21 protein-coding genes are annotated in these 19,792 nt (G+C 70.2%); 7 read left to right on the top strand and 14 right to left on the bottom strand.

Going from position 1 to position 19,792, the window contains the following annotated elements:
* Positions 1–51: 51 nt before the first annotated feature.
* The 7 genes from AB0C38_RS19775 to AB0C38_RS19745 form a co-directional block, all read right to left on the bottom strand.
* Positions 52–876, bottom strand: a complete 825-nt coding sequence (locus tag AB0C38_RS19775) for a F0F1 ATP synthase subunit delta (RefSeq protein WP_360675052.1) — start codon at positions 874–876, stop codon at positions 52–54.
* A gap of 6 nt (positions 877–882) precedes the next feature.
* The gene (locus tag AB0C38_RS19770; RefSeq protein ID WP_360675049.1) at positions 883–1,440 is read right to left on the bottom strand and encodes a F0F1 ATP synthase subunit B; all 558 of its coding nucleotides are present in this window, start codon (positions 1,438–1,440) and stop codon (positions 883–885) included.
* 31 nt (positions 1,441–1,471) lie between these two features.
* Positions 1,472–1,729, bottom strand: coding sequence for an ATP F0F1 synthase subunit C (locus AB0C38_RS19765; RefSeq protein WP_360675046.1), 258 nt, complete (start codon positions 1,727–1,729; stop codon positions 1,472–1,474).
* 55 nt (positions 1,730–1,784) lie between these two features.
* Positions 1,785–2,585, bottom strand: a complete 801-nt coding sequence (gene atpB / locus AB0C38_RS19760; RefSeq protein WP_360675044.1) for a F0F1 ATP synthase subunit A — start codon at positions 2,583–2,585, stop codon at positions 1,785–1,787.
* A gap of 522 nt (positions 2,586–3,107) precedes the next feature.
* A complete protein-coding gene (locus AB0C38_RS19755; RefSeq protein WP_360675041.1) occupies positions 3,108–3,551 on the bottom strand; it encodes a hypothetical protein in 444 nt (147 codons plus the stop codon).
* Positions 3,552–3,600: 49 nt separating this feature from the next.
* Positions 3,601–4,758: an MraY family glycosyltransferase gene (locus tag AB0C38_RS19750; protein ID WP_360675038.1), complete on the bottom strand. Its 1,158-nt coding sequence runs from the start codon at positions 4,756–4,758 to the stop codon at positions 3,601–3,603.
* A gap of 74 nt (positions 4,759–4,832) precedes the next feature.
* Entirely contained in the window at positions 4,833–5,483 is a 651-nt protein-coding gene (locus tag AB0C38_RS19745) for an L-threonylcarbamoyladenylate synthase (protein WP_360675035.1), read from the bottom strand.
* Between the two features lie 192 nt (positions 5,484–5,675).
* Between AB0C38_RS19745 and AB0C38_RS19740 the strand changes: the two genes are divergently transcribed.
* The gene (locus AB0C38_RS19740) at positions 5,676–7,649 is read left to right on the top strand and encodes a M6 family metalloprotease domain-containing protein (protein WP_360675033.1); all 1,974 of its coding nucleotides are present in this window, start codon (positions 5,676–5,678) and stop codon (positions 7,647–7,649) included.
* 49 nt (positions 7,650–7,698) lie between these two features.
* Here AB0C38_RS19740 and prmC read toward each other — a convergent pair whose 3' ends face one another.
* Together prmC and AB0C38_RS19730 are read right to left on the bottom strand one after the other, a co-directional pair.
* Entirely contained in the window at positions 7,699–8,565 is an 867-nt protein-coding gene (gene prmC, locus AB0C38_RS19735) for a peptide chain release factor N(5)-glutamine methyltransferase (RefSeq protein ID WP_360675030.1), read from the bottom strand.
* A gap of 96 nt (positions 8,566–8,661) precedes the next feature.
* Positions 8,662–9,009: a MerR family transcriptional regulator gene (locus tag AB0C38_RS19730; RefSeq protein ID WP_360675027.1), complete on the bottom strand. Its 348-nt coding sequence runs from the start codon at positions 9,007–9,009 to the stop codon at positions 8,662–8,664.
* 61 nt (positions 9,010–9,070) lie between these two features.
* On the opposite strand from AB0C38_RS19730, the gene AB0C38_RS19725 reads away from it, so the two are divergent.
* The 5 genes from AB0C38_RS19725 to AB0C38_RS19705 are packed head-to-tail and all read left to right on the top strand — an operon-like array spanning position 9,071 to position 13,555.
* The gene (locus AB0C38_RS19725) at positions 9,071–9,838 is read left to right on the top strand and encodes an alpha/beta fold hydrolase (RefSeq protein ID WP_360675024.1); all 768 of its coding nucleotides are present in this window, start codon (positions 9,071–9,073) and stop codon (positions 9,836–9,838) included.
* Positions 9,838–10,626 (top strand): TIGR03619 family F420-dependent LLM class oxidoreductase, encoded by a 789-nt coding sequence (locus AB0C38_RS19720; RefSeq protein WP_360675021.1) that lies wholly within the window; start codon positions 9,838–9,840, stop codon positions 10,624–10,626. Before AB0C38_RS19725 ends, AB0C38_RS19720 begins: the two co-directional genes overlap by 1 nt.
* A 32-nt stretch (positions 10,627–10,658) precedes the next feature.
* Positions 10,659–11,651 (top strand): glycosyltransferase family 2 protein, encoded by a 993-nt coding sequence (locus AB0C38_RS19715; RefSeq protein WP_360675018.1) that lies wholly within the window; start codon positions 10,659–10,661, stop codon positions 11,649–11,651.
* Entirely contained in the window at positions 11,648–12,079 is a 432-nt protein-coding gene (locus AB0C38_RS19710; RefSeq protein ID WP_360675015.1) for a GtrA family protein, read from the top strand. The genes AB0C38_RS19715 and AB0C38_RS19710 overlap by 4 nt, the downstream gene beginning before the upstream one ends.
* An 18-nt stretch (positions 12,080–12,097) precedes the next feature.
* Positions 12,098–13,555, top strand: coding sequence for a hypothetical protein (locus AB0C38_RS19705; RefSeq protein WP_360675012.1), 1,458 nt, complete (start codon positions 12,098–12,100; stop codon positions 13,553–13,555).
* 6 nt (positions 13,556–13,561) lie between these two features.
* Here AB0C38_RS19705 and AB0C38_RS19700 read toward each other — a convergent pair whose 3' ends face one another.
* Positions 13,562–13,990 (bottom strand): hypothetical protein, encoded by a 429-nt coding sequence (locus AB0C38_RS19700; RefSeq protein WP_360675009.1) that lies wholly within the window; start codon positions 13,988–13,990, stop codon positions 13,562–13,564.
* The gene (locus tag AB0C38_RS19695; RefSeq protein ID WP_360675006.1) at positions 13,987–15,105 is read right to left on the bottom strand and encodes a serine hydrolase domain-containing protein; all 1,119 of its coding nucleotides are present in this window, start codon (positions 15,103–15,105) and stop codon (positions 13,987–13,989) included. The genes AB0C38_RS19700 and AB0C38_RS19695 overlap by 4 nt, the downstream gene beginning before the upstream one ends.
* Before the next feature lie 108 nt (positions 15,106–15,213).
* Between AB0C38_RS19695 and AB0C38_RS19690 the strand changes: the two genes are divergently transcribed.
* Entirely contained in the window at positions 15,214–15,867 is a 654-nt protein-coding gene (locus tag AB0C38_RS19690; protein ID WP_360675004.1) for a helix-turn-helix domain-containing protein, read from the top strand.
* A 63-nt stretch (positions 15,868–15,930) separates the two neighbouring features.
* On the opposite strand, the gene prfA is transcribed toward AB0C38_RS19690, so the two are convergent.
* The 3 genes from prfA to rho all read right to left on the bottom strand — a co-directional run bounded on the left by prfA (position 15,931) and on the right by rho (position 19,523).
* Positions 15,931–17,001 carry a peptide chain release factor 1 gene (gene prfA, locus AB0C38_RS19685; protein ID WP_360675002.1) on the bottom strand — a complete coding sequence of 357 codons (1,071 nt, stop codon included), beginning with the start codon at positions 16,999–17,001 and terminating at the stop codon, positions 15,931–15,933.
* A 76-nt stretch (positions 17,002–17,077) separates the two neighbouring features.
* Positions 17,078–17,308, bottom strand: a complete 231-nt coding sequence (rpmE, locus tag AB0C38_RS19680) for a 50S ribosomal protein L31 (protein ID WP_284744227.1) — start codon at positions 17,306–17,308, stop codon at positions 17,078–17,080.
* Positions 17,309–17,507: 199 nt separating this feature from the next.
* Positions 17,508–19,523, bottom strand: a complete 2,016-nt coding sequence (gene rho / locus AB0C38_RS19675; protein ID WP_360674999.1) for a transcription termination factor Rho — start codon at positions 19,521–19,523, stop codon at positions 17,508–17,510.
* Positions 19,524–19,792: the final 269 nt, after the last annotated feature.

Raw genomic sequence — 19,792 nt, 5'->3', positions numbered from 1 at the left:
CCCGCTCTCGCTTCGTTCTTGCCAGTATGCAAAGTCTTGTGTGACCCGGCGCTATGCCCGGGCCAGCCGCCTGCGCAGCGCCGCCAGCCGGCCCGCCGCGCTCCCGTCGATGACCTCGTCGCCGACGCGGACGACGAGCCCGCCGCCGAGCCGGGGGTCGACCTCGACGTGCAACGCGATCTGCCGCCCGTAGATGTCGTTCAGCTTCGCGCCCAGCTGGGCGGTCTGCTCGTCGGTCAGGGCGCTCGCGCTGGTCACGTACGCGACCGAGCGCTGGCGGCGTTCCGCGGCCAGCTTCACGAGCGCGTCGAGCCCGACGCCGACGCCGCGGCCCCTGGCCCGGCGGACGACCTGCTCGACGAGGGTCTCGGTGACCACGTCCACCTTGTCGGCGAACAGGCCACGCACCAGCGTCCGCTTGGCTTCGGCGGTACCGGTCAGGTCAGACAGCGCGGTCTCGAGCTCCGGGTGGTTGGCCACGACCCGCGCGACCTGGAAGAGCTGGGACTCGACAGTGTCGACGTTCCCGGTCTTCTCGGCCGCGGTGAGCAGTGCCGAACGGCCGAGCGACTCGAGCCCGTCCGTCAGCTGACGGGGGCTGGACCAGCGGCTGCCCGCCACGGCGTCGAGCACCTTCAGGGCCGGTTCGGACAGCTTCCCGTCGAACAGCCGGCGCACCAGCGAGGTGCGCGCCTCCGGCGACGCCGAAGCGTCGCTCACCGCCCGGCGCAGACCGATCTCGCGGTCCAGCAGGTCGACGACCGAGAGCAGCTCGTCGCCGACTGTGGCCGCGTCGGCTCCCGCGTCGGCCAGAACCTCGCCGAGGCGTTCCTCGGCGAGGCCGAGCGCTTCACGGCTCGCAGCATGCAGCGTCATTCCGGTCTACTTCCCCGCTCCACCAGCGGCACCGGCGGTGTCCAGCTCCGCGAGGAACCGGTCGACGGTGCCACGACGGCGCGCCTCGTCTTCGAGCGACTCACCGACGATGCGGCTGGCCAGCTCCACGGCGTTGCGGCCCATGTCGGCCCGCAGCTCGGCGATGATCTGCGCCTTCTGGGCCTGCAGCTGGGCCTGGCCCTGGGCGACGATGCGCTGGGACTCGGCCTCCGCCTCGGCCCGCAGTTCCGCCTTGATCTGCTCGGCTTCGAGCCGGGCGTCGTCGCGGATCTTCGCGGCTTCGCTGCGGGCTTCCTGCAGCTGCGCCCGATACTTGGCGAGCGCCTCCTCGGCCTCGGCCTGGGCCTTTTCCGCCTTTTCGATGCCGCCTTCGATCATCTGGGCGCGTTCTTCGTACGCCGCTTCGAAGCGCGGAACGACGTACTTCTTCAGAACGAGCAGCAGGATCACGAAGGCGACGATCCCGAGGATGACCTCGGGGATGTGCGGGATGATCGGGTTGGGCGCCTCTTCGGCGGCCAACACCAGGTCCGTCTTCAGCACAACGTCTCCTTAAGCGATGAGCTAACCGAACTCAGGCAGCGGAGGCGATGAAGTAGATGACGATACCGATCAGGGCCAGCACCTCGGTCAGAACGAAGGTCGAGAAGCCGATGCCCTGCAGCTTGCCCTGCGCCTCCGGCTGACGCGCCGTGCCGTTGATGACGGCGGCGAAGATCAGACCCACACCGATGCCCGGGCCGATCGCGCCCAGGCCGTACCCGATGGCGGCGAGGCCGGGGTTGATGTTGACGGCTTCAGCGGCGGCCTGGGCCAGAACGATGTTGCTCACGTGCATTTCCCTTCACTTCGGTCCACGCGCTCGCGTGAATCGGGGGCTTGTGTTCTCAGTGCTCCGACGCCAGCGCGGCGCCGATGTACCCGGCCGACAGCAGGGCGAAGATGTAGGCCTGCAGCACCTGGATGAAGGCCTCGAGGAAAGTCATCAGGATCGCGAAGATGAACGCCACCGGAGAGACGAGCTTCAGCCCGAAACCGTCGGTCTCGGTCAGCAGGAAGCTGCCGCCGAGGGTGAACACCATGATGATGAGGTGACCGGCGAACATCGCGGCGAACACTCGGATGGCGAGCGTGGCCGGCGCGATGAAGAACTTCTGCGCGAACTCGATCGTCGAGAACAGCGGCAGCACGAAGCCCGGGACTCCAGCCGGCGCGAGCTCCTTCTTCAGGTAGCCCTTGAAGCCGTAGCGCTTGAAGCCGACGTAGTGGTAGACCGGGTAGACGACCAGCACCGAAAGCGCGAGCGGGAACCCGATCCGCGCCATGGTCGGGAACTGGAAGAACGGGATGATCCCGAACAGGTTGTTCACCAGTACGAAGGTGAAGAGGCCGAGGATCAGCGGGATGAACGGCTTGAAGTCCTTCGAGCCGATCTGTTCCCGCGCGATGTTGTTGCGGCCGAAGTTGTAGACCGACTCGGCGATGAACTGCGACTTGCCGGGGACGACCTTCAGCTTCCGGGACGCCACCAAGAAGTAGGCGACGATGAGGATCAGCGAGATCACCACGAGCAGCATCGGCTTGGTGAAGCTGCCCCAGTACCCGGAGCCGAAAAGAGGCGGCAGGTTGAAGTCCGCCACACCGGGGGGCGTGAAAGTGCCACCCTCGGTCAGTACCAGCGCGCCCACTGGGCTCCTTCCGGTTCTCCCGGCCGGCGTTCACTCCGCCGGGGGAATCGTCACGATCTGGACTTAACGTACCCGATACGTATCGGGACGCCGGAGGCGGCTGCCCCACTGTGCGATGAACACGGCTTCACGTTCTGCACACGGGGTTGTCTCGCGTGAACACTGCCCTGCGGTCTACTTCGGACCAGCGGCGAAGAGGCGGAACTACACGGTCGCCACACTGCTGATCGCGGTTCGTCTTAGGGAGCGTGCGGTCGAGGCCGCCACCCTTGACGCGGACCATACCAGCAGGTCAATCAGTGCCGTACAGGCGTACTCCATACCAACCGATCAGCCCAGGACCTAAGTCCCGGGTCCGCCCGGGACCCAGGTCCGGACCCGGCCGGGACCGGGTTCGCAACGGCGCAGGCGGCGGCTTCGGGACTGTTTTCAGCACAAGACGCCTGTGGTCCCGGTCACACTCTTGCGGCGGCCGCCCAGTTCACCGTGAGTAACGGAAACCCACGGCAAAACGGACCGGCGTCAGGAGGGGATGATCGTCGGGATCTTGGTCTTGCGGAAGGCGGCGAACTCGGCCGCGGCGGCCAGCAGGATGGCGACGATCATCGTGATACCCAAGGACATCGGGTGCAGCGCGGTGACGCCCTTGAGCAAGGTGAGCGCACCGAACAGCAGCACGACCTTCACGACGTACCCGCCGAGCGCGATGACCATGACGAACATCGGGTCCTGGCCGGCGCTGAACCTCATCAGGCCCAGCGTCGACAGCGACGCGAGCATGGCGAGCACCCCGCCGACGAGCGAGCCCAGAAAGCCGGGCATGCCCTTGAGGATGCTGAAGAGCGCGATGCAGACGATCACCGCGGGCGGGGTCACCAGCAGCGAAGCCTTGGTCATCGCGCGGGCGGCCTGCAGCACCACCTTGGCGTGCGGGTTCTCCTGCGCTTCGGTTCCGGTCTCGCTCACAGCTGGCTCCCTGCTCGGTTCAGCCACCGAGTGTAGAGAACGCGCCTGGTCAGGTTCCGGGCTGGTTGCGTGAACGCAGGCGCGGCACGATCGAGACCACCACCGCGAACACCAGCCCCACCCCGATGATCCACAGCGCCGCCACGTCGTCGAACAGCGTCACCGAGACCGCGCCGAACGCCAGGATCCCCGCCCACAAGTAGATCAGCAGCACCGCCCGGCGCTGGGAATGGCCGATCTCCAGCAGCCGGTGGTGCAGGTGCATCTTGTCCGCCGCGAACGGGCTCTCGCCACGGCGGGTGCGGCGGATGACCGCCATGATCAGGTCCAGCAGCGGGACGAACAGCACCGCCGCCACGACCACCAGCGGCGACAGCAGCGCGATCGCGTCCTTGCCGCTGAACTGCGGGTACGGCACGCGCCCGGACGCCGACGTCGTCGCGCCCGCGAGCATCAGGCCGATCATCATCGACCCGGAGTCGCCCATGAAGATCTTCGCGGGCTGGAAGTTGTACGGGAGGAACCCCAGACACGCGCCGGCGAGCGTGGCCGCGATCAGGGCCGGCGGGTAGGTGCCGACGTCGCCGCCGGAGCTGTCGAGCAGGCCCAGCGAAAACGCGCACGTCGCCGCCGCCGCGATGAAGCCGAGGCCGCCGGCCAGGCCGTCCAGGCCGTCGACGAAGTTCATCGCGTTGACCATCACCACGACCATCACGACCGTGAGCAGCGCGCCCTGGTTCTTGTCGAGCACCAGCACCGAGCCGAACGAGCCGGCGTTGCCACCCCACGGCACCCAGAACGACACCCACTGCACGCCGAAGATGACCAGGATCCCGGCGCACATGACCTGGCCGGCCAGCTTCGTCCAGGCGTCCAGCTCGAACCGGTCGTCGAGCGCGCCGATCAGCGAAATGACGCCGGCCGCGAGCAGCACGCCGACCGAGTCGAACGAGGCGTCGAAGCCGTGCGACAGCGCGGGCAGCTGGTGGGCCAGTCCCATCGCGCCCGCGACGCCGAGGAAGATGCCGATCCCGCCCATCCGCGGGATCGGGGCGACGTGGACGTCGCGCGCACGCGGGTTGGCGATCGCGCCGACGCGGATCGCGAGCCGGCGCACGAGGCCGGTGAGCAGGTAGGTCACCGCCGTCGCGGTCAGCGCGACGAGGATGTATTCCCGGATGGGGAGAAGACCGGATAAGGGCGGCACGGGTGCGTCACGCTCGCGGGGTCGGGGTCACCCGCGACACGCTATCGTGCCGCGGAAAACCGCTTGATCCGGCTTCAGGCCAACGATTCCGCGGGAACACCGAGCACCTCCGCGATGGCGTCCTTGCTCACCGCGCCCTCGCGCAGCACCACCGGTTCGGTGCCGGTGAGGTCCACGATGCTCGACGCGACGGGCTGGCCGCTCGAGCCGCCGTCGAGGTACACCGCGACCGAGTCGCCGAGCTGTTCCTGCGCCTCCTGCGCGGTGCTGGCCGGCGGCCGGCCCGAGACGTTCGCGCTCGACACGGCCATCGGGCCGACGTCGCGCAGCAGCTCCAGGGCCACCGGGTGCAGCGGCATCCGGAGCATCACGGTGCCGCGGGCGTCGCCGAGGTTCCACTGCAGACTCGGCGCGTGCGGGAGCACGATGGACAGATCGCCCGGCCAGAACGCTTCGACGAGCGCGCGTGCCTGCGGGGGCACGCCGAGCACCAGGCCGTCCACAGTGGACCACGAGCCGACGAGGACGCCGACCGGCATGTCCGGGCCGCGGTTCTTCGCGCGCAGCAGCGCCTGGACGGCGCCCGCGTCGAACGCGTCGGCGCCGATGCCGTAGACCGTGTCGGTCGGCAGCACGACCAGCCTGCTCGACCGCACCGCGCCCGCGGCCGCCGTCAGTCCGTCGGCCCGGGACTCCCGCTTGCTGCAGTCGTAGACCACGCTCATGAGCGCCAAGAGTAGTCCCGCCGCCGGAGCGGGCGTCCGCCGCGTCACACCGGCGCACTGACAACCGGCCAGACTTTCGTCGTGGGGCAAGCGGGTAAACCTCCCGCCGGGGCCGAACCGGGGCACCGCGGCTCAATACGGTCGATCATCGGGACCCACCACCCCCGTGGGTTCCCAGCGAAGGAGCCGCAGATGCGTTCCAGAACCCCGAAGGCACTCGCCCTGCTCGCCGCGGTCACCGTCCTCACCGGGCTCGGCGCCGGCACCGCCGCCGCCGAGCCGCTGACCCGCGGCTGGCCGGCCCCGATCGACGCCGCGCACTGGGAGAACCAGGACCACATGACCTGGTCGGACTACCAGAAGGTGCCCGGCACGAACTGGGCCGACCCGAACCTCAAGCCGACCCAGCGCACGTTCAAGGGCGCTGTCGTCCTCGCCGACTACTCCGACCAGGACTTCGTCGTCACGCAGCCCGCGGGCTCGACCGTGTTCGGCAACCCTGGCCCCGCCGCCGCCGGCATCCCGCGCGCGAACGTCGCGCAGTACTACCAGGACTTCCTCAACAAGCCCGAGGCGCTCAACAACGGGCACACGATCAACGAATACTGGATGGAGGACTCCGGCGGCCGCCTCGGCGTGCAGCTGACCGCGTTCGGGCCGTACCGGCTGCCCGGCAAGTCCTTCGAGTACGGCATGGAGTTCCAGCCGGACGCGTGCCCGCCGAGCGCGAACTGCGACCGCGACATCCGCACGGACGCCGGCAACGCCTGGCGCGCCGACGTCGGTGACGCGGCGAACCAGTTCGACTTCGTCTTCTACCTCTCCGCCGGCCAGGACGAGAGCTCCACCTGGCAGGAGTTCGGCGAGATGAAGTTCGGCACCAAGGAGAACGTGCCCGACGCGTTCGGGCCGCCGAACCACGACCTGCCCAACTACGCGGCCACCCGGTACGTGCCGTGGACGTCGTGGGCGTCGGCCGCCAGCATCTGGCCCAACGCCGGCAACGGCAGCTCGGTGCAGGCCGAGAGCTCCGGCCAGTCGACCTACGCCCACGAGTTCAGCCACATCCTGGGCATCGGCGACAACTACAACAACCCGTTCGGGATCCCGCCGTGGCGGGACTACTCCGGCGCCTGGGAAATGCTGTCCCGCGGCACGTTCAACGGCCCGGGCGGCCCGCACACGCGCTGGCAGATCCCGGCAACGCAGGGCAGCTCGATGGGCGCGCAGCACATGCTGCGCAACAAGCTGAAGCTCGGCATCGTCGACCCGGCCGACGTCCTGCAGCTCGACCGGAACCAGCTGGCGACGTCCGGGCCGGTGTCGGCCCGCATCACCGCGCGCGAGGCCGAGGCGCAGCCCGGCGCGTTCACCGGGCTGAACATCAAGCTCACCGGCGGGGACAAGAGCCCGAAGTGCGACAAGGCGACCGACCCGTTCTGCGACGGCGGCGGCTACGACAACTACACCCTCGAGGTCGTCGACCGGATGGGCGCGGACTCCTTCTCCCCGGACTCCGGCGTGCTGATCGCCAAGACGAAGGACAAGGACAACGCGCCCTTCGAGTGGGTCATCGACGCGAACCCGCAGGACATCGGCATCACCGACTACACGAAGCCGGACGGCACACCGGTGAAGATCACCATCGGTGACTACCGGCAGCTCAACGACGCCCTGTTCAAGGCGGGTACCGAGGCGGCGAGCCCGTACGAGTTCACCGACCAGGCGAACCGGCTGAAGTTCCTGGTCACCGACCTCGCGCGGGACCGCAAGGGCGTCCTGTCGTACACGGTGACGGTGGCTTCGCTGGACGGCGCGGGCAGCCAGGCCCGCGGCGCCGCGGTGACCCCGGCCCTGCCGGCGTTCGCCCGCGGCGGCCTCGCGACCTGCGACTTCGGCCTGCTCAACACGGGCTCGGCTCGCGGGGCGAAGGCACCGTACGACACGGACACGTACCGGTTGGGCGTGTCGACGGACGCCCGCGGCTGGGAGGTCCGGCTGCCGAACGAGCTGGCGACGGCGAAGTTCGGCGGGCACGTGAAGGTGCCGGCGTACGCGAAGCGCGGAGCGGGCGGCGACCTCGCGGCCCGGGTGAAGCTGACGGCGACATCGGTGAGCGACCCGTCGAAGACCGCGACGGCGAGCTGCACGGCGTTCGGCTTCTAGCGGCTGGTCCGGAGGGGGCCACTCGCGGGTGGTCCCTCCGGGCGGCTGTTCAGCCCAGCCGCTTAGCCGTGACGAACCGGGACCGGCCCGCGAGGTCCGCGTGGCCTTCGACGCCCGTCAGCACCCGCCGGGCCCGCACCAGCGCCGGGACCGCCGAGCCGTGCGTGTCGTCGTGCTCGATCGCCAGCCCGCCGCCGGGACGCAGCAGCCGCGCTCCCGCCGCGATCGCGTGCCGGATCACCGCCAGGCCGCTCTCCTCCGCGAACACCGCGCGCGGCGGGTCGTGCTCCGCGACCTCCGGGGGCACCGGTGTGCCCTCCGGGACGTACGGCGGGTTGCACAGCACCAGGTCGACCAGGCCGTCGAGCTCGGCGAACATCGTCGGGTCGCTGATGTCGCCGGAGTACAGGCGGATCGGGGTGTTGCCCGCGTCGGCGTGGACGTCGGCGTTGTGGCGCGCCCAGGCCAGCGCCTGCGGGTCGACGTCCACCGCGTAGACGACCGCGTCCGGCCGCGCGTTCGCGACCGCCAGCGCCAGCGCGCCGGAGCCGGTGCACAGGTCCACCACGACCGGGAACTCGCGCCCCTGCAGGAACTTGACGCCCCATTCGAGCAGCAGCTCGGTCTCCGGCCGCGGCACGAACACCCCCGCGCCGACCGCGACGGTGATGTCCCCGAGTGCCGCCCAGCCGGTCAGGTACTGCAGCGGGATCCGCTTCGCGCGCTGCTGGACGAGCTGGCCGATCGCCTCGATCACCGGCGGGTCGACCAGCGGCACCATCGGCAGCCTGCCGCGTTCGACCCCCAGCACGTGCGCCGCGATCACCTCGGCGTCGAACCGCGGCGAGGAGACGCCGGCGCGTTCGAGGATCCGGGTGGCCTCGATGATGGCCAGGCGCAGCGGCTGCCGATTCACTCGTCGTCCTTCACCTCGTCAAGCCTGGCACACCAGGCGGAACTCCCCCGTCAGGACACGCGCCGGTCCCACGCCGTCCAGCGTATCGAGACGCCCTCAGCCCCCGGCGGACAAGTACCCGGCCAGCGCGCTCCGGCGCCGCTGCAGCGTGCCGATCCGGTCGTCCATCGCGGTCAGCTCGCGGTGCAGCAGGCCGGCCAGCTCCGGGCACAGGTCGAGGTGGGCTTCCTCACCGCTCGCGCACTGCAACGCGGACGCGATGACCTCGGTGGTCAGCCCGGCTCCGAGCAGCCGCCGGATCTGCCGCACGCGCACGACCGCGTCCTCGTCGTAGGTCCGGTAGCCGTTGCCGTCGCGCGAGGCCGTCAGCAGGCCCTGCTCCTCGTAGTAGCGCAGCAGCCGCGTGCTGACGCCGGTGCGTCCCGCGAGCTCGCCGATCCGCATGTGCCCCCCATCCCCTTGCGGGTTGACCTTCACACCGATGTGAAGACCTAACGTCGGCGGCATGACCGAACATTTCCGCCACGTCGTCCGGGGTTCCGGGCCCGGCCTGCTGCTCGCCCACGGGGGCGGCGGCAGCGTCGAAGGCAACTTCGGCCCGATCCTCGGCGACCTCGCGCGCACGCACACCGTCGTCGGCCCCGACTACCCCGGCTCCGGCGCGACGCCGCGCAGCGAAACCCCGCTCGATCTGGACGAAGTCGCCGACGAGCTGGTCTCGATCGCGGTCGGCGCCGGGGTGGAGCGCTTCGCGATCCTCGGGTACTCGCTCGGGACGGCGGTCGCGGTCCGCGCGACCACCCGGCACCCGGACCGCGTCACCGGCCTGATCCTGACCAGCGGGTTCGCCCGGCTCGACAACCGGATCCGGCTCGCCGTCGACGTCTGGGCCGCGCTCCTGCACGACGACCCGCGGCTGCTCGCGAAGTTCCTCACGCTGGTCGCGACCGGCGGCCCGCACCTGGAGTCCCTGACGCCGGAGCAGCTGGACCGGGCCGTCGACGGGCTCGCCGCGTTCCTCCCCGACGGCAGCCCCGAGCAGGTCGGGCTGGTCGCGCAGGTCGACACCCACGCGGAGCTGGCCGCGATCGCCGTGCCCACGCTCGTCGTCGCGACCACGCTCGACGGGCTCGCGTCACCCGCGTTGTCGCGCGAGCTCGCCGACGGCATTCCCGGCGCCGGGCTCGTCGAAATCGAGGCCGGCCACAACATCGGCGTCGAAGCCCGTGACGAATGGCTCGCCGCCATCGAAAAGTTCCTCGGAGGCCTCTGATGGACCTGGAAGTCGTGCTCCCGAACGAACACCCGGACCTGGACCCCGCGCGGCCCGCCGAACTCGCGCGGCTGGCCGAGGACCTCGGCTACCACGCCGCCTGGCTGCCCGACCACCTCATCCCGCCCGGGGCCTTCGGGGACGTCTTCGGCGGGGTCTACGAGCCGCTCGTCACGCTCGCGCACATCGCCGCGCGGACCAGCCGGATCCGGCTCGGGACGTCGGTGCTGATCGTGCCGCTGCGGGAGCCGTTCGCGCTGGCCAAGCAGGTCGCGACGCTCGACCGGCTCTCCGGGCACCGGTTCGACCTCGGGGTCGGCACCGGCTGGAACGAGCCCGAGTTCGCCGAGGTCGGGGCCGACTTCCGCACCCGCGGCCGGCGGGCCGACGCCACCCTCGACCTGCTCGCCGAGGTCTTCCGCACCGGCCGCGGCCCCGGCGGCGGGTACTTCGAGCCGCGGCCCGCCGGGCCGGTGCCGATCACCGTCGGCGGCAACTCCGACGTCGCGCTGCGCCGGGCCGCGCGGATCGGCTCGGGCTGGATGAGCGCCGGCCTGTCCCCCGCCGAAGTCGGCGAGCGCGCCGGAAAGCTCATCGGCATGACAAACGGCCGCGAAACACGGGTCACCGCCAGAATGGAATGGAACGGCGGCGATCTCGGCGCCGCCATCGCGCGATTCCGGGCGTATATCCTGGCCGGGGCGGACGCGGTGGCCGTCCACTTCGGCCCGGCCGAGGACTACGGACAGCGGATGACCGTGTTCGCCGAGGGCGTCGCCGATCTCTAGGATGCCCGAGACGCCGACCCCCGGGAGCGCCAGTGCCGACCGAGCCGACCACGCGCCGCCGGGTCGCGTTCATCTTCCCCATCTACAACGAGGAAGCGAACATCGACGTGCTGCACCGCACGGTCGACGAGGTCACCGCGCCCCTGGCCGGGCGGTACGACTTCAGCTTCATCTACGTCGACGACGGCAGCCGGGACGCGTCCCTGGACCGGCTCACCGAGCTGGGGGCGCGCGACCCCCGCGTCACGGTCGTCGAGCTGTCCCGCAACTTCGGCCACCAGATGGCGGTCACCGCCGGGCTCGACCTGGTGGACGCCGACGCCACGATCATCATGGACAGCGACCTGCAGGACCCGCCGCGGGTCGCCCTCGAGCTGCTCGAGAAGTGGGAAGAGGGCTACGAGGTCGTCTACGCGCAGCGCCGGTCGCGCCGGGATTCGCCGTTCAAGCGGTTCACCGCGAGCGCGTTCTACTGGTTCCTCCAGAAGATGGCCGCCGTCGAGATCCCGAAGAACACCGGCGACTTCCGGCTGGTCGACCGCAAGGTCGTCGACGAGCTGCGCAAGTACCGCGAGCGCGACCGGTTCCTGCGCGGCCTGGTCAGCTACGTCGGGTTCAAGCAGACGGCGGTGCTGTTCGACCGCGACCAGCGGCACGCCGGCGTCACCGGCTACCCGCTGACGAAGATGCTGCGCTTCGCCGCCGACGGCATCCTCGGGTTCTCGACGACGCCGCTGCGGATGATCACGCGGATGGGGTACCTGATCTCGCTGCTGAGCTTCCTCGGCGTGCTCTACGTCGTCGGCGTGAAGCTGTTCGCGCCGGAGACGGCGGTGCCCGGCTGGGCGTTCATCACCATCGCGATGTTCTTCCTCGGCGGCATCCAGATCATCATGCTCGGCGTGCTCGGCAGCTACATCGGCCGCACGTACTCGCAGGTCCAGAACCGGCCGCTGTACACGGTGGCCTCGGTGCGCACGGGCGTTCCCGAGTCCGCCGAAGACCGCCGGAGCGCCGCCCGATGAGGCTCGTCACGGCCACGCAGGTGCGCTTCGGGATCGTCGGGATCGGCAACACGCTCGTCGACGTGCTGGGCTACGCGCTCCTGGCGACGCTGGGCGTGCCGACGTTCGTGGCGAACCTCATCTCGACGACGGCGGGCATGCTGCTGTCGTTCACGCTGAACCGGAACTTCACGTTCCGGGCGAAAGACGGCGACGTCCGGCGTCAGGCGGTGCTGTTCTTCGTGGTGACGGCATTCGGGCTCTGGGTGGTCCAGTTCCTCGTCATCACGCTGGTGAGCCACCTGTTCCCGGGGGTCAACCTGCTGGTGCCGAAGGGCGCCGCGATCGTCGTCGGGCTGTTCTGGAACTACCTGCTCTACCACTACGTCGTGTTCCGGCACCGGCCCGTTTCGCCCGTTCCCGGTGCAGCGCCCGCCGACTCTGTGTGATCTCGTACGCTGGTCCGGGTGCGATCCCGTGAACTCCGCTTCGGCCTGGGCGTCTTCGTCCTCTCCCTGGGCGTGCTGCTGCTCCGGTTCCTCGTGCCGAGGCCGGTCGGGATGGCGGACAACGGTGACGGCTGGCGCCTGCTGTGCGACCTCGGCGGCCGGCACCCGGAGCTCAAGTCCGAGTTCTACGTGCACTTCAGCTACGGGCCGGGATCGGCCTGCAAGAGCGACTACATCTCGAGCCAGGCGTGGCTCGACTGGTTCGCGAGCAAGCTCGGGAAGGTGCTCGGCTCGCCGGCGGAGCTCAACCTGCTGGTGCTCGGCGCGATCACGTGCGTGCTGGTCGCGGCCGGCGTCGCGGCGACGGTCCTCGGCCTGGAGCTGAGCCGCCGCAACCGCGTCATCGCCGCGGTGCTCCTGCTGCTCGTGATGGCCGATTCGGCGTTCTTCGGTTACTTCGCCTCGGTGCTCAGCGAGGGCGCCGGGTTCGTCGGCATCCTGCTGATGGCCGGCGGGCTGCTGCTGATGAACCGCACGGGCGCGTGGCGGTACTGGGGCGCCGCGCTGACCGTCGTGGGCGCGCTGATCGGCATCAACGCGAAGTCGCAGACGCTGCTGCTGATCCCGCTGTTCGTGCTGGCGCTGGCGCTGATCCGCCCGCTCGGCGCGCGGGGCCGGGCGCGGTGGCTGCTGCCGCTGGGCGTGCTGCTGATCGTGGGCGCGGGGACGGCGGCGGTGCAGTCCCAAGGCGACCCGGCCAACGCCGAGTACCGCGAAGCGAACATGTACCACGTGGTGTTCGACAGCATCGTGGACGGCAAGCACGACACGGACGCCGACCTGGCGGCGCTGGGCCTGCCGCCGAGCGCGAAGAAGTTCATCGGCACCGGCTGGTGGGCGGCGAGCCCCTGGACGGACGCGGACTACAACGGCTTCCGCGACAAGATCAGCCGCCGCAACGTCGTGCAGTACTACGCCTCCCACCCGACGCGCACGCTGCAGATCCTCCAGCAGGGCGCGGTCGACACCCTGACCGCACGCCCATCCCGGCTGGGCAGCTTCGCCGAGTCGGCCGGGTTCCCGCAGATGGCCCAGGAGTACCGGGTGCCCGTGTTCTCCGGGCTGTCCGCGCTGGCCGCGCCGCTGGGGCTGTTCCTGCTGGTGCCGTTCTGGCTGCTGACCGGCTGGGCCGGGGTGCGGGCCTTCCGCCGTCGTGCGCGCGAGTACGGCGTCGTCGTGTTCTTCCTGCTGCTGTTCGCGGTGGGCCAGTTCGGGCTGTCGGCGCTCGGCGAGGGCGTCGAGGGCGTGAAGCACCAGCTGCTGACGCTGTTCCCGACGTTCCTGGCGTTCGTGTTCGCGGTGCTGAGCTTCTTCCCGCGGCCGGCTCGGCCGGCGGAGAAGGCCGCTCCGGAGGAAGAGCCGGCGACGGAGGTCTTCCAGGCCTTCAAGGAACCGGAGCAGCCCGCCGTCCGCTGACGGCCGTCACGCCGTGCGCGGCCTCCTCCACAGCCAGACGACCGCCAGCACGCCGGCCACGCAGGGCGTCATCCCGGCCCAGCCCAGCGCCGGCGGCAAGCCGGTGTCGCCGGACGTGTCCCGGATGAGCAGCCCGGTCAGGCCCACGCTCACGCCGAGCACGAGCCCTACCGTCGCCGTTGCGCGGGCCCACCGCTTGCCCGCCCGGACGGCCAGGATCGTCGCGAGCCAGGTCACCACACCCGCGGCGCCGACCACGGCCAGCAGGCCCCGGCAGGTGTCGACGGCAGCGCCGAGCTGCGCCGGGGTGTAGCTGGGGTAACCGGCACGGAGGTGGTCGGCCAGCAGGTCGGCGACGAACGAGAAGGCCGCTGCGAAGACGGTCAAGGCGAGCCCGGCCCACAGCGCCGCCGACACCCGGAACGTGGCGCTCATCCGTACATCGCCACCTGGTAGAACGCCGCGAGGGCCTGGTCGATGGGGTGGGGCTGCGGCACGCCCGCGGAGTCGAGCCGGTTCCACCGCTGCAGGTTCACCGCGACGGCCAGCTGCCGCTCGCCGTCGGCCCGGATCACGGCGAGGGCTCCGCCGCCCCAGACCGTGCCGCCGTGGCCCCAGAAGGTGGCCTGGCCGGGAGCGTCCACCGGGTGCAGGCCGAGGCCGTAGTCGATCAGCTTGCCCTCCTGCGAGATGACCTGGACGGTGCGTTGCATCTGCGCAAGCGACGACCGGTCGACGATCTCGCCGGCGAGCAGCTTGCGGTAGAAGCGGTTGAGGTCCGCGACGGTCGAAACCAGCGAGGCCGCCGGCCCCACCCAGGACATGTCGAACTCGCTGTAGTCGCGCGGCGGGTCGATCATGCCGAACCACGATTCGTAGAGCCGCGAGTGCGGACCGCCGACGTGCGTTCCACTGGGGAGCTCGGTGTCCAGGAGGCCGGCGCGCTCGATGACGTCCCGGGTGATGACCTTGTCGGCCGGGGTGCCGGTGACGTGTTCCAGGAGCTCGCCGAGGAGCAGGTAGCCGGTGTTGGAGTACAACCCCGGCGTACCGCCCGGGGTGCCGGCGGCCGGCGCGGTGACCCCCATCCCGATCAGGTCGGCGGCCTCGAACCGGGTGAACCGGTGGTCGTCGAAGCTCTCGGGCCCGGTCTTCGCCAGGTCAGGGAACGCTCTGAGCGCGGGATAGGCGTACGGCAGGTATTCGGCGAGCCCGCTGGTGTGGTTGATCAGCATCCGGACCGTGATCGCGTCACCGCGCGCTCCGGGCACCAGCCGCGGCAGGTAGTGGCCGATCGGGGTGTCGAGCCCGATTTCGCCGTTCTCGACCTGCTGCAGCACGGCGGCGGCGGTGAAGGTCTTGGTGATGCTGCCGACGCGGTGCCGCAGGCCGGCGGTGACGGGACGGCCGGTGGCGACGTCGGCCACCCCGGCCGCGCCGCGCCAGACCTGGTCACCGGCTCGCACCTCGGCGAACAAGCCCGGCATCCCGGCGCGGTGGACGTTCTCGAGGGCGGCGTCCAGTTCGGACGGGTCCAGTGTGTTCGGCACGTCAAGGGTCCTTTCTCGATCCACGGGAAGGCTGATGTCCTCATTATGCACGCACCGCGTGCAACAGCAAGTGCATAGGTTAGACTGCCGGTGGACGAGAGGGGTGCGATGACAGGCCGCAGGCGCTGGGCGACCGAGGAGATCCTGGATACGGCAGCTGAGCTGCTGCGCACGAGCGACGCCGAGTCGTTCAGCGTGCGCAAGCTCGCCGCGGCGCTCGGGACCGATTCTTCGAGCCTCTACCGGCACTTCCGCAACAAGACCGAGCTGCTGCGCGCGGTCGCCGACCGGATCCTCGTGGCCGCCATGGACGGCTACCGTCCCGAGGGCGACTGGAAACAGCGCCTCACCGCCACGGCACTGCGCTTGCGGGAGGCGTTCGGGCAGCACCCGCAGATCGCCGCGATCTGGGGACGCTACGCGTCAGGCGGGACCGGCTCCCGGCTCGTGATGGAAGAGGTGCTGCAGGCGCTGCGCACGTCGGGGCTGCCCGAGGAAGAAATCCCGGCGCGCTACCACCGGCTGGCGATCCTCATCGCCGCGTTGATCGCCTCCGAGGCGGGGGTCAGCACCGTGACCCCCACCGAGCACGAACAAGGCATGGAACAGTTCCGCGTCGCGGTACTGGGCGCCGACCCCGAACGCTTCCCGGCCTTGTCCCACTTCGCCCGCGAAGTGCGCCCCCTCGGGGCAGACCGCCGCGCGGCGTTCGAAGAGCTCCTCGCGGCGCAGCTCGACCGGATCGAGGCCGGGATCCCCTGACCGGACTCCGTGTCGACCCCGCAATCACGCGTGTCGACCGTCGAATCACGCGTGTCGACCGATTCAGCCCGACTGCGAGGCCAGGCGCTCTTCGCGGTCCGCTGTCGCCAACGCGTCCAGGACGCCGTCGAGGTCGCCGTCGAGGACCTGGTCCAGGTTGTACGCCTTGTAGTTCACGCGGTGGTCCGAGATCCGGTTCTCCGGGAAGTTGTACGTGCGGATCCGCTCCGAGCGGTCCACCGTGCGGACCTGCGACCGCCGGGCGTCCGACGCCTTGGCCGCGGCCTCCTCCTCGGCGTTCGCCTGGAGGCGGGCCTGCAGCACCTGCAGGGCCCGCGCGCGGTTCTGGATCTGGGACTTCTCGTTCTGGCACGACACGACGATGCCCGTCGGCAGGTGGGTGATCCGCACCGCCGAGTCGGTCGTGTTGACGCTCTGGCCGCCGGGGCCCGACGAGCGGAAGACGTCGATGCGCAGGTCGTTCGGGTCGATCTCGACCTCGACCTCCTCCGGCTCCGGGTAGATCAGCACCCCGGACGCCGACGTGTGGATCCGGCCCTGCGACTCGGTCGCCGGCACGCGCTGGACGCGGTGCACGCCACCCTCGAACTTCAGCCGGGACCAGACGCCGTCGACGACGGCCGACTTGGTCTTGACCGACAGCGTGACGTCCTTGTAGCCGCCCAGGTCGGAGTCCACCGAGTCGAGGACCTCGGCCTTCCAGCCATGGCGCTCGGCGTAGCGCAGGTACATCCGCAGCAGGTCGCCGGCGAACAGGGCCGACTCCTCGCCGCCCTCGCCGGACTTGATCTCCATCACGACGTCGGAGCCGTCGTACGGGTCGCGCGGCAGCAGCAGCTCGGTGAGCTTCGACTCGAGGTTGGGGATCCGCGCGCTCAGCTCCTCGGCCTCCGCGGCGAACTCCGCGTCCTCCGAGGCCATCTCCTTGGCGGCCGAGAGGTCGTCGCGGACGGTGTCGAGCTCGTGGACGGCGCGCACCACCGGCGTCAGCTCGGCGTAGCGGCGGCCGAGCTTGCGGGCGCGCGCCTGGTCGGCGTGCACCGCCGGGTCCGCCAGTTGGGTCTCCAGCTCCGCGTGTTCGGCGAGCAGCCCCTTGAGCGAGCTCGAATCCACCTGTGCCACCTCTCAGCCCGGGTCAAGACAAGAAACGGCGCCCACCCGAACGTGCGGGTGGGCGCCGTTGAAAAAGCTACTTGGCGTCGGCGTCCTTCTTCTGACGCTTGCCGTAGCGAGCCTCGAAGCGCGCGACCCGGCCACCGGTGTCCATGATCTTCTGCTTGCCCGTGTAGAACGGGTGGCAGTTCGAGCAGATCTCGACGTGGATGTCGCCACTGGTCTTGGTGCTGCGCGTGGTGAAGCTGTTTCCGCAGTCGCAGTTCACGTTCGTGACCACGTACTCGGGGTGAATGCCGCTCTTCATGGTGTCCTCTCTCGTTGGCTCCGGGTCCCCAGTCGTTCACGGGGTGAACCGGCGCCGGACTTCAGCGGCTAATTCTGCCAGACGGGCTGACGATCACTGGAACGCACCCCGCTGACCTGGTATTCCGAACGCCGTGAAGGCCTCCTTACCGGCTCTTATGGCCGGTAAGGAGGCCTTCACGGACTTACGTGCGTGACGCTCAGTCGTCTTCGCCGCCGCCGAGGGCGGTCTTCGACACCTGCATCAGGAACTCGGTGTTCGTCTTCGTCTTGCGCAGCCGCGAGATCAGCAGGTCGATGGCCTGCTGCGAGTCGAGCGCGTGCAGCACCCGGCTCAGCTTCACGGTCACGGCCAGCTCGTCCGGGTTGAGCAGCAGCTCGTCCTTACGAGTACCGGACGGGTTGACGTCGACGGCCGGGAACACGCGGCGCTCGGCGATCTTGCGGTCGAGCTTGAGCTCCGCGTTACCGGTGCCCTTGAACTCTTCGAAGATGACCGTGTCCATCGTCGACCCGGTCTCCACCATCGCCGTGGCGAAGATGGTCAGCGAGCCGCCGTTCTCGATGTTGCGCGCCGCACCCAGGAACCGCTTCGGCGGGTACAGCGCGGTCGAGTCGACACCACCGGACAGGATCCGGCCGGACGCCGGGGCCGCCAGGTTGTACGCGCGGCCGAGCCGGGTGATCGAGTCGAGCAGCACGACGACGTCGTGGCCCATCTCGACCAGGCGCTTGGCCCGCTCGATGGACAGCTCCGCGACCGAGGTGTGGTCCGCCGGCGGCCGGTCGAAGGTGGAGGCGATGACCTCACCCTTCACCGAGCGCTGCATGTCCGTGACCTCTTCCGGACGCTCGTCCACGAGGACGACCATCAGGTGGCACTCGGGGTTGTTCGTCGAGATCGCGTTCGCGATGTCCTGCATGATCGTGGTCTTACCGGCCTTCGGCGGCGACACGATCAGGGCACGCTGCCCCTTGCCGACCGGCATGATCAGGTCGATCACGCGGGTCGTGAGCTTGTGCGACTCGGTCTCGAGGCGCAGCCGCTCGTTCGGGTACAGCGGGGTCAGCTTGGTGAAGTCGGGACGCCGCTTGGCCTCGTCCGGCTCCAGCCCGTTGATCGAGTCGACGCGCACCAGCGGGTTGAACTTCTGCCGCTGCTGCTCGCCGTCCCGCGGCTGGCGCACGACGCCGGTGATGGCGTCACCACGGCGCAGGCCGTACTTGCGGACCAGCGAAAGCGAGACGTACACGTCGTTCGGGCCGGCGAGGTAGCCGGAAGTCCGCACGAACGCGTAGTTGTCGAGCACGTCCAGGATGCCCGCGACGGGCAGCAGGACGTCGTCCTCGCGGATCTCGGTGTCCGGCGAACCGCCGACGTCGCGCTGGCCGCCACCACTGCCGCGGCGACGACGGTCGCGGAAGCGACGGCCGCGACGGCCGCCTTCCTCGTCGTCGTCCTGCTGCTGCTGGGCGCGGTTGTCGCGGTTGTCCTGGCCGCGGCTGCCGCCGTCCTGCTGGTTGCGCTGGCGGTTGCCGTCCTGGCGGTTGTCGTTGCGGCCGCCCTGGCGCTGCTGGTCGCGGTTGTTGCCGCCACTCTGCTGACGGTCGCCCCCGCCCTGCTGGCGGTCACCGCTCTGCTGGCGGTCACCGCTGCCCTGGCGTTCCCCGCTCTGCTGACGGTCCCCGCTGCCCTGGCGGTCGCCACCGCCCTGACCGTCGGGCGACCCGGCGGCGCGGTTCGAGCCGCGACGACGCCGGCCGCGGCCACCCTCCTCGGGCTGGCCGTCCTGGCCCTGCTGGCCGTCCTGCTTGTCCTGCTGCGGGCGCTCGGCCTGCGGCGGGGTGTCCACCGCGGGCGCGCTCGCCACCGGGGCCTCGGCCTTCGGCTCCGGCTTGGTCTCGACCGGCGCCGACGCCGCCGCGGCCTTCGGCTCGCGCTTCGGGGCCTTGACCGGCTCGCCGACGCCCTCCAGCGGCAGGGTCTCGGCAGCCGCACGCTTGCGAGACTTGCCCTGACGCTCACGGATCGCGGCGATCAAGTCGCCCTTGCGCATGCCCGTCGTCTCACCGACGCCGAGCTCCCCAGCCAGCGAACGCAGTTCCGCCACGGTCTTCCCGGTCAACCCGCCGACCGTCTTCTTGGGAGCGGGGGTGGTGCCGTTCGACTCCGCGGCGCTGCTACCCACGTCGCTCAAAAGATCGGTGTTGCTCACACATGTCCTTCCTGACCGATCCACGCCTCCAGGCGGATCAGCGGACTGCCGCTCGCTTCTGATCGCGAACCGGCGTATCTGCCCCCCGATACGGGAGATGAGCTCTTCGGCCGTGCGAAACACAGCTGGAGCGCCTCCACCACAGGGTTTGCGTCCTCCCTTCGGAGGACACGAAATTCGGCACCGCCGAAACCGGAAACCCGCCTACGTTCATCCGCGTTACCCCGCTTGCCAGGCGGTGCGGATTCGGCGGATCAACGAAGGATGCG

The sequence above is a fragment of the Amycolatopsis sp. NPDC048633 genome, assembly GCF_040650695.1.
In the GTDB taxonomy this organism is placed as follows: Bacteria; Actinomycetota; Actinomycetes; order Mycobacteriales; family Pseudonocardiaceae; genus Amycolatopsis.
The sequence above is the reverse complement of the archived record's forward strand: the minus strand, read 5'-3'. Positions and strand labels throughout refer to the sequence as shown.

Excerpts from the sequence above, each read along its gene's own strand:
- AB0C38_RS19775 (WP_360675052.1), bottom strand. The coding sequence starts at position 876 with ATGACGCTGCATGCTGCGAGCCGTGAAGCGCTCGGCCTCGCCGAGGAA.
- AB0C38_RS19745 (WP_360675035.1), bottom strand. The coding sequence starts at position 5,483 with ATGAGCGTGGTCTACGACTGCAGCAAGCGGGAGTCCCGGGCCGACGGA.
- AB0C38_RS19740 (WP_360675033.1), top strand. The coding sequence starts at position 5,676 with ATGCGTTCCAGAACCCCGAAGGCACTCGCCCTGCTCGCCGCGGTCACC.
- AB0C38_RS19730 (WP_360675027.1), bottom strand. The coding sequence starts at position 9,009 with ATGCGGATCGGCGAGCTCGCGGGACGCACCGGCGTCAGCACGCGGCTG.
- AB0C38_RS19725 (WP_360675024.1), top strand. The coding sequence starts at position 9,071 with ATGACCGAACATTTCCGCCACGTCGTCCGGGGTTCCGGGCCCGGCCTG.
- AB0C38_RS19720 (WP_360675021.1), top strand. The coding sequence starts at position 9,838 with ATGGACCTGGAAGTCGTGCTCCCGAACGAACACCCGGACCTGGACCCC.
- AB0C38_RS19710 (WP_360675015.1), top strand. The coding sequence starts at position 11,648 with ATGAGGCTCGTCACGGCCACGCAGGTGCGCTTCGGGATCGTCGGGATC.
- AB0C38_RS19700 (WP_360675009.1), bottom strand. The coding sequence starts at position 13,990 with ATGAGCGCCACGTTCCGGGTGTCGGCGGCGCTGTGGGCCGGGCTCGCC.
- AB0C38_RS19690 (WP_360675004.1), top strand. The coding sequence starts at position 15,214 with ATGACAGGCCGCAGGCGCTGGGCGACCGAGGAGATCCTGGATACGGCA.
- rpmE (WP_284744227.1), bottom strand. The coding sequence starts at position 17,308 with ATGAAGAGCGGCATTCACCCCGAGTACGTGGTCACGAACGTGAACTGC.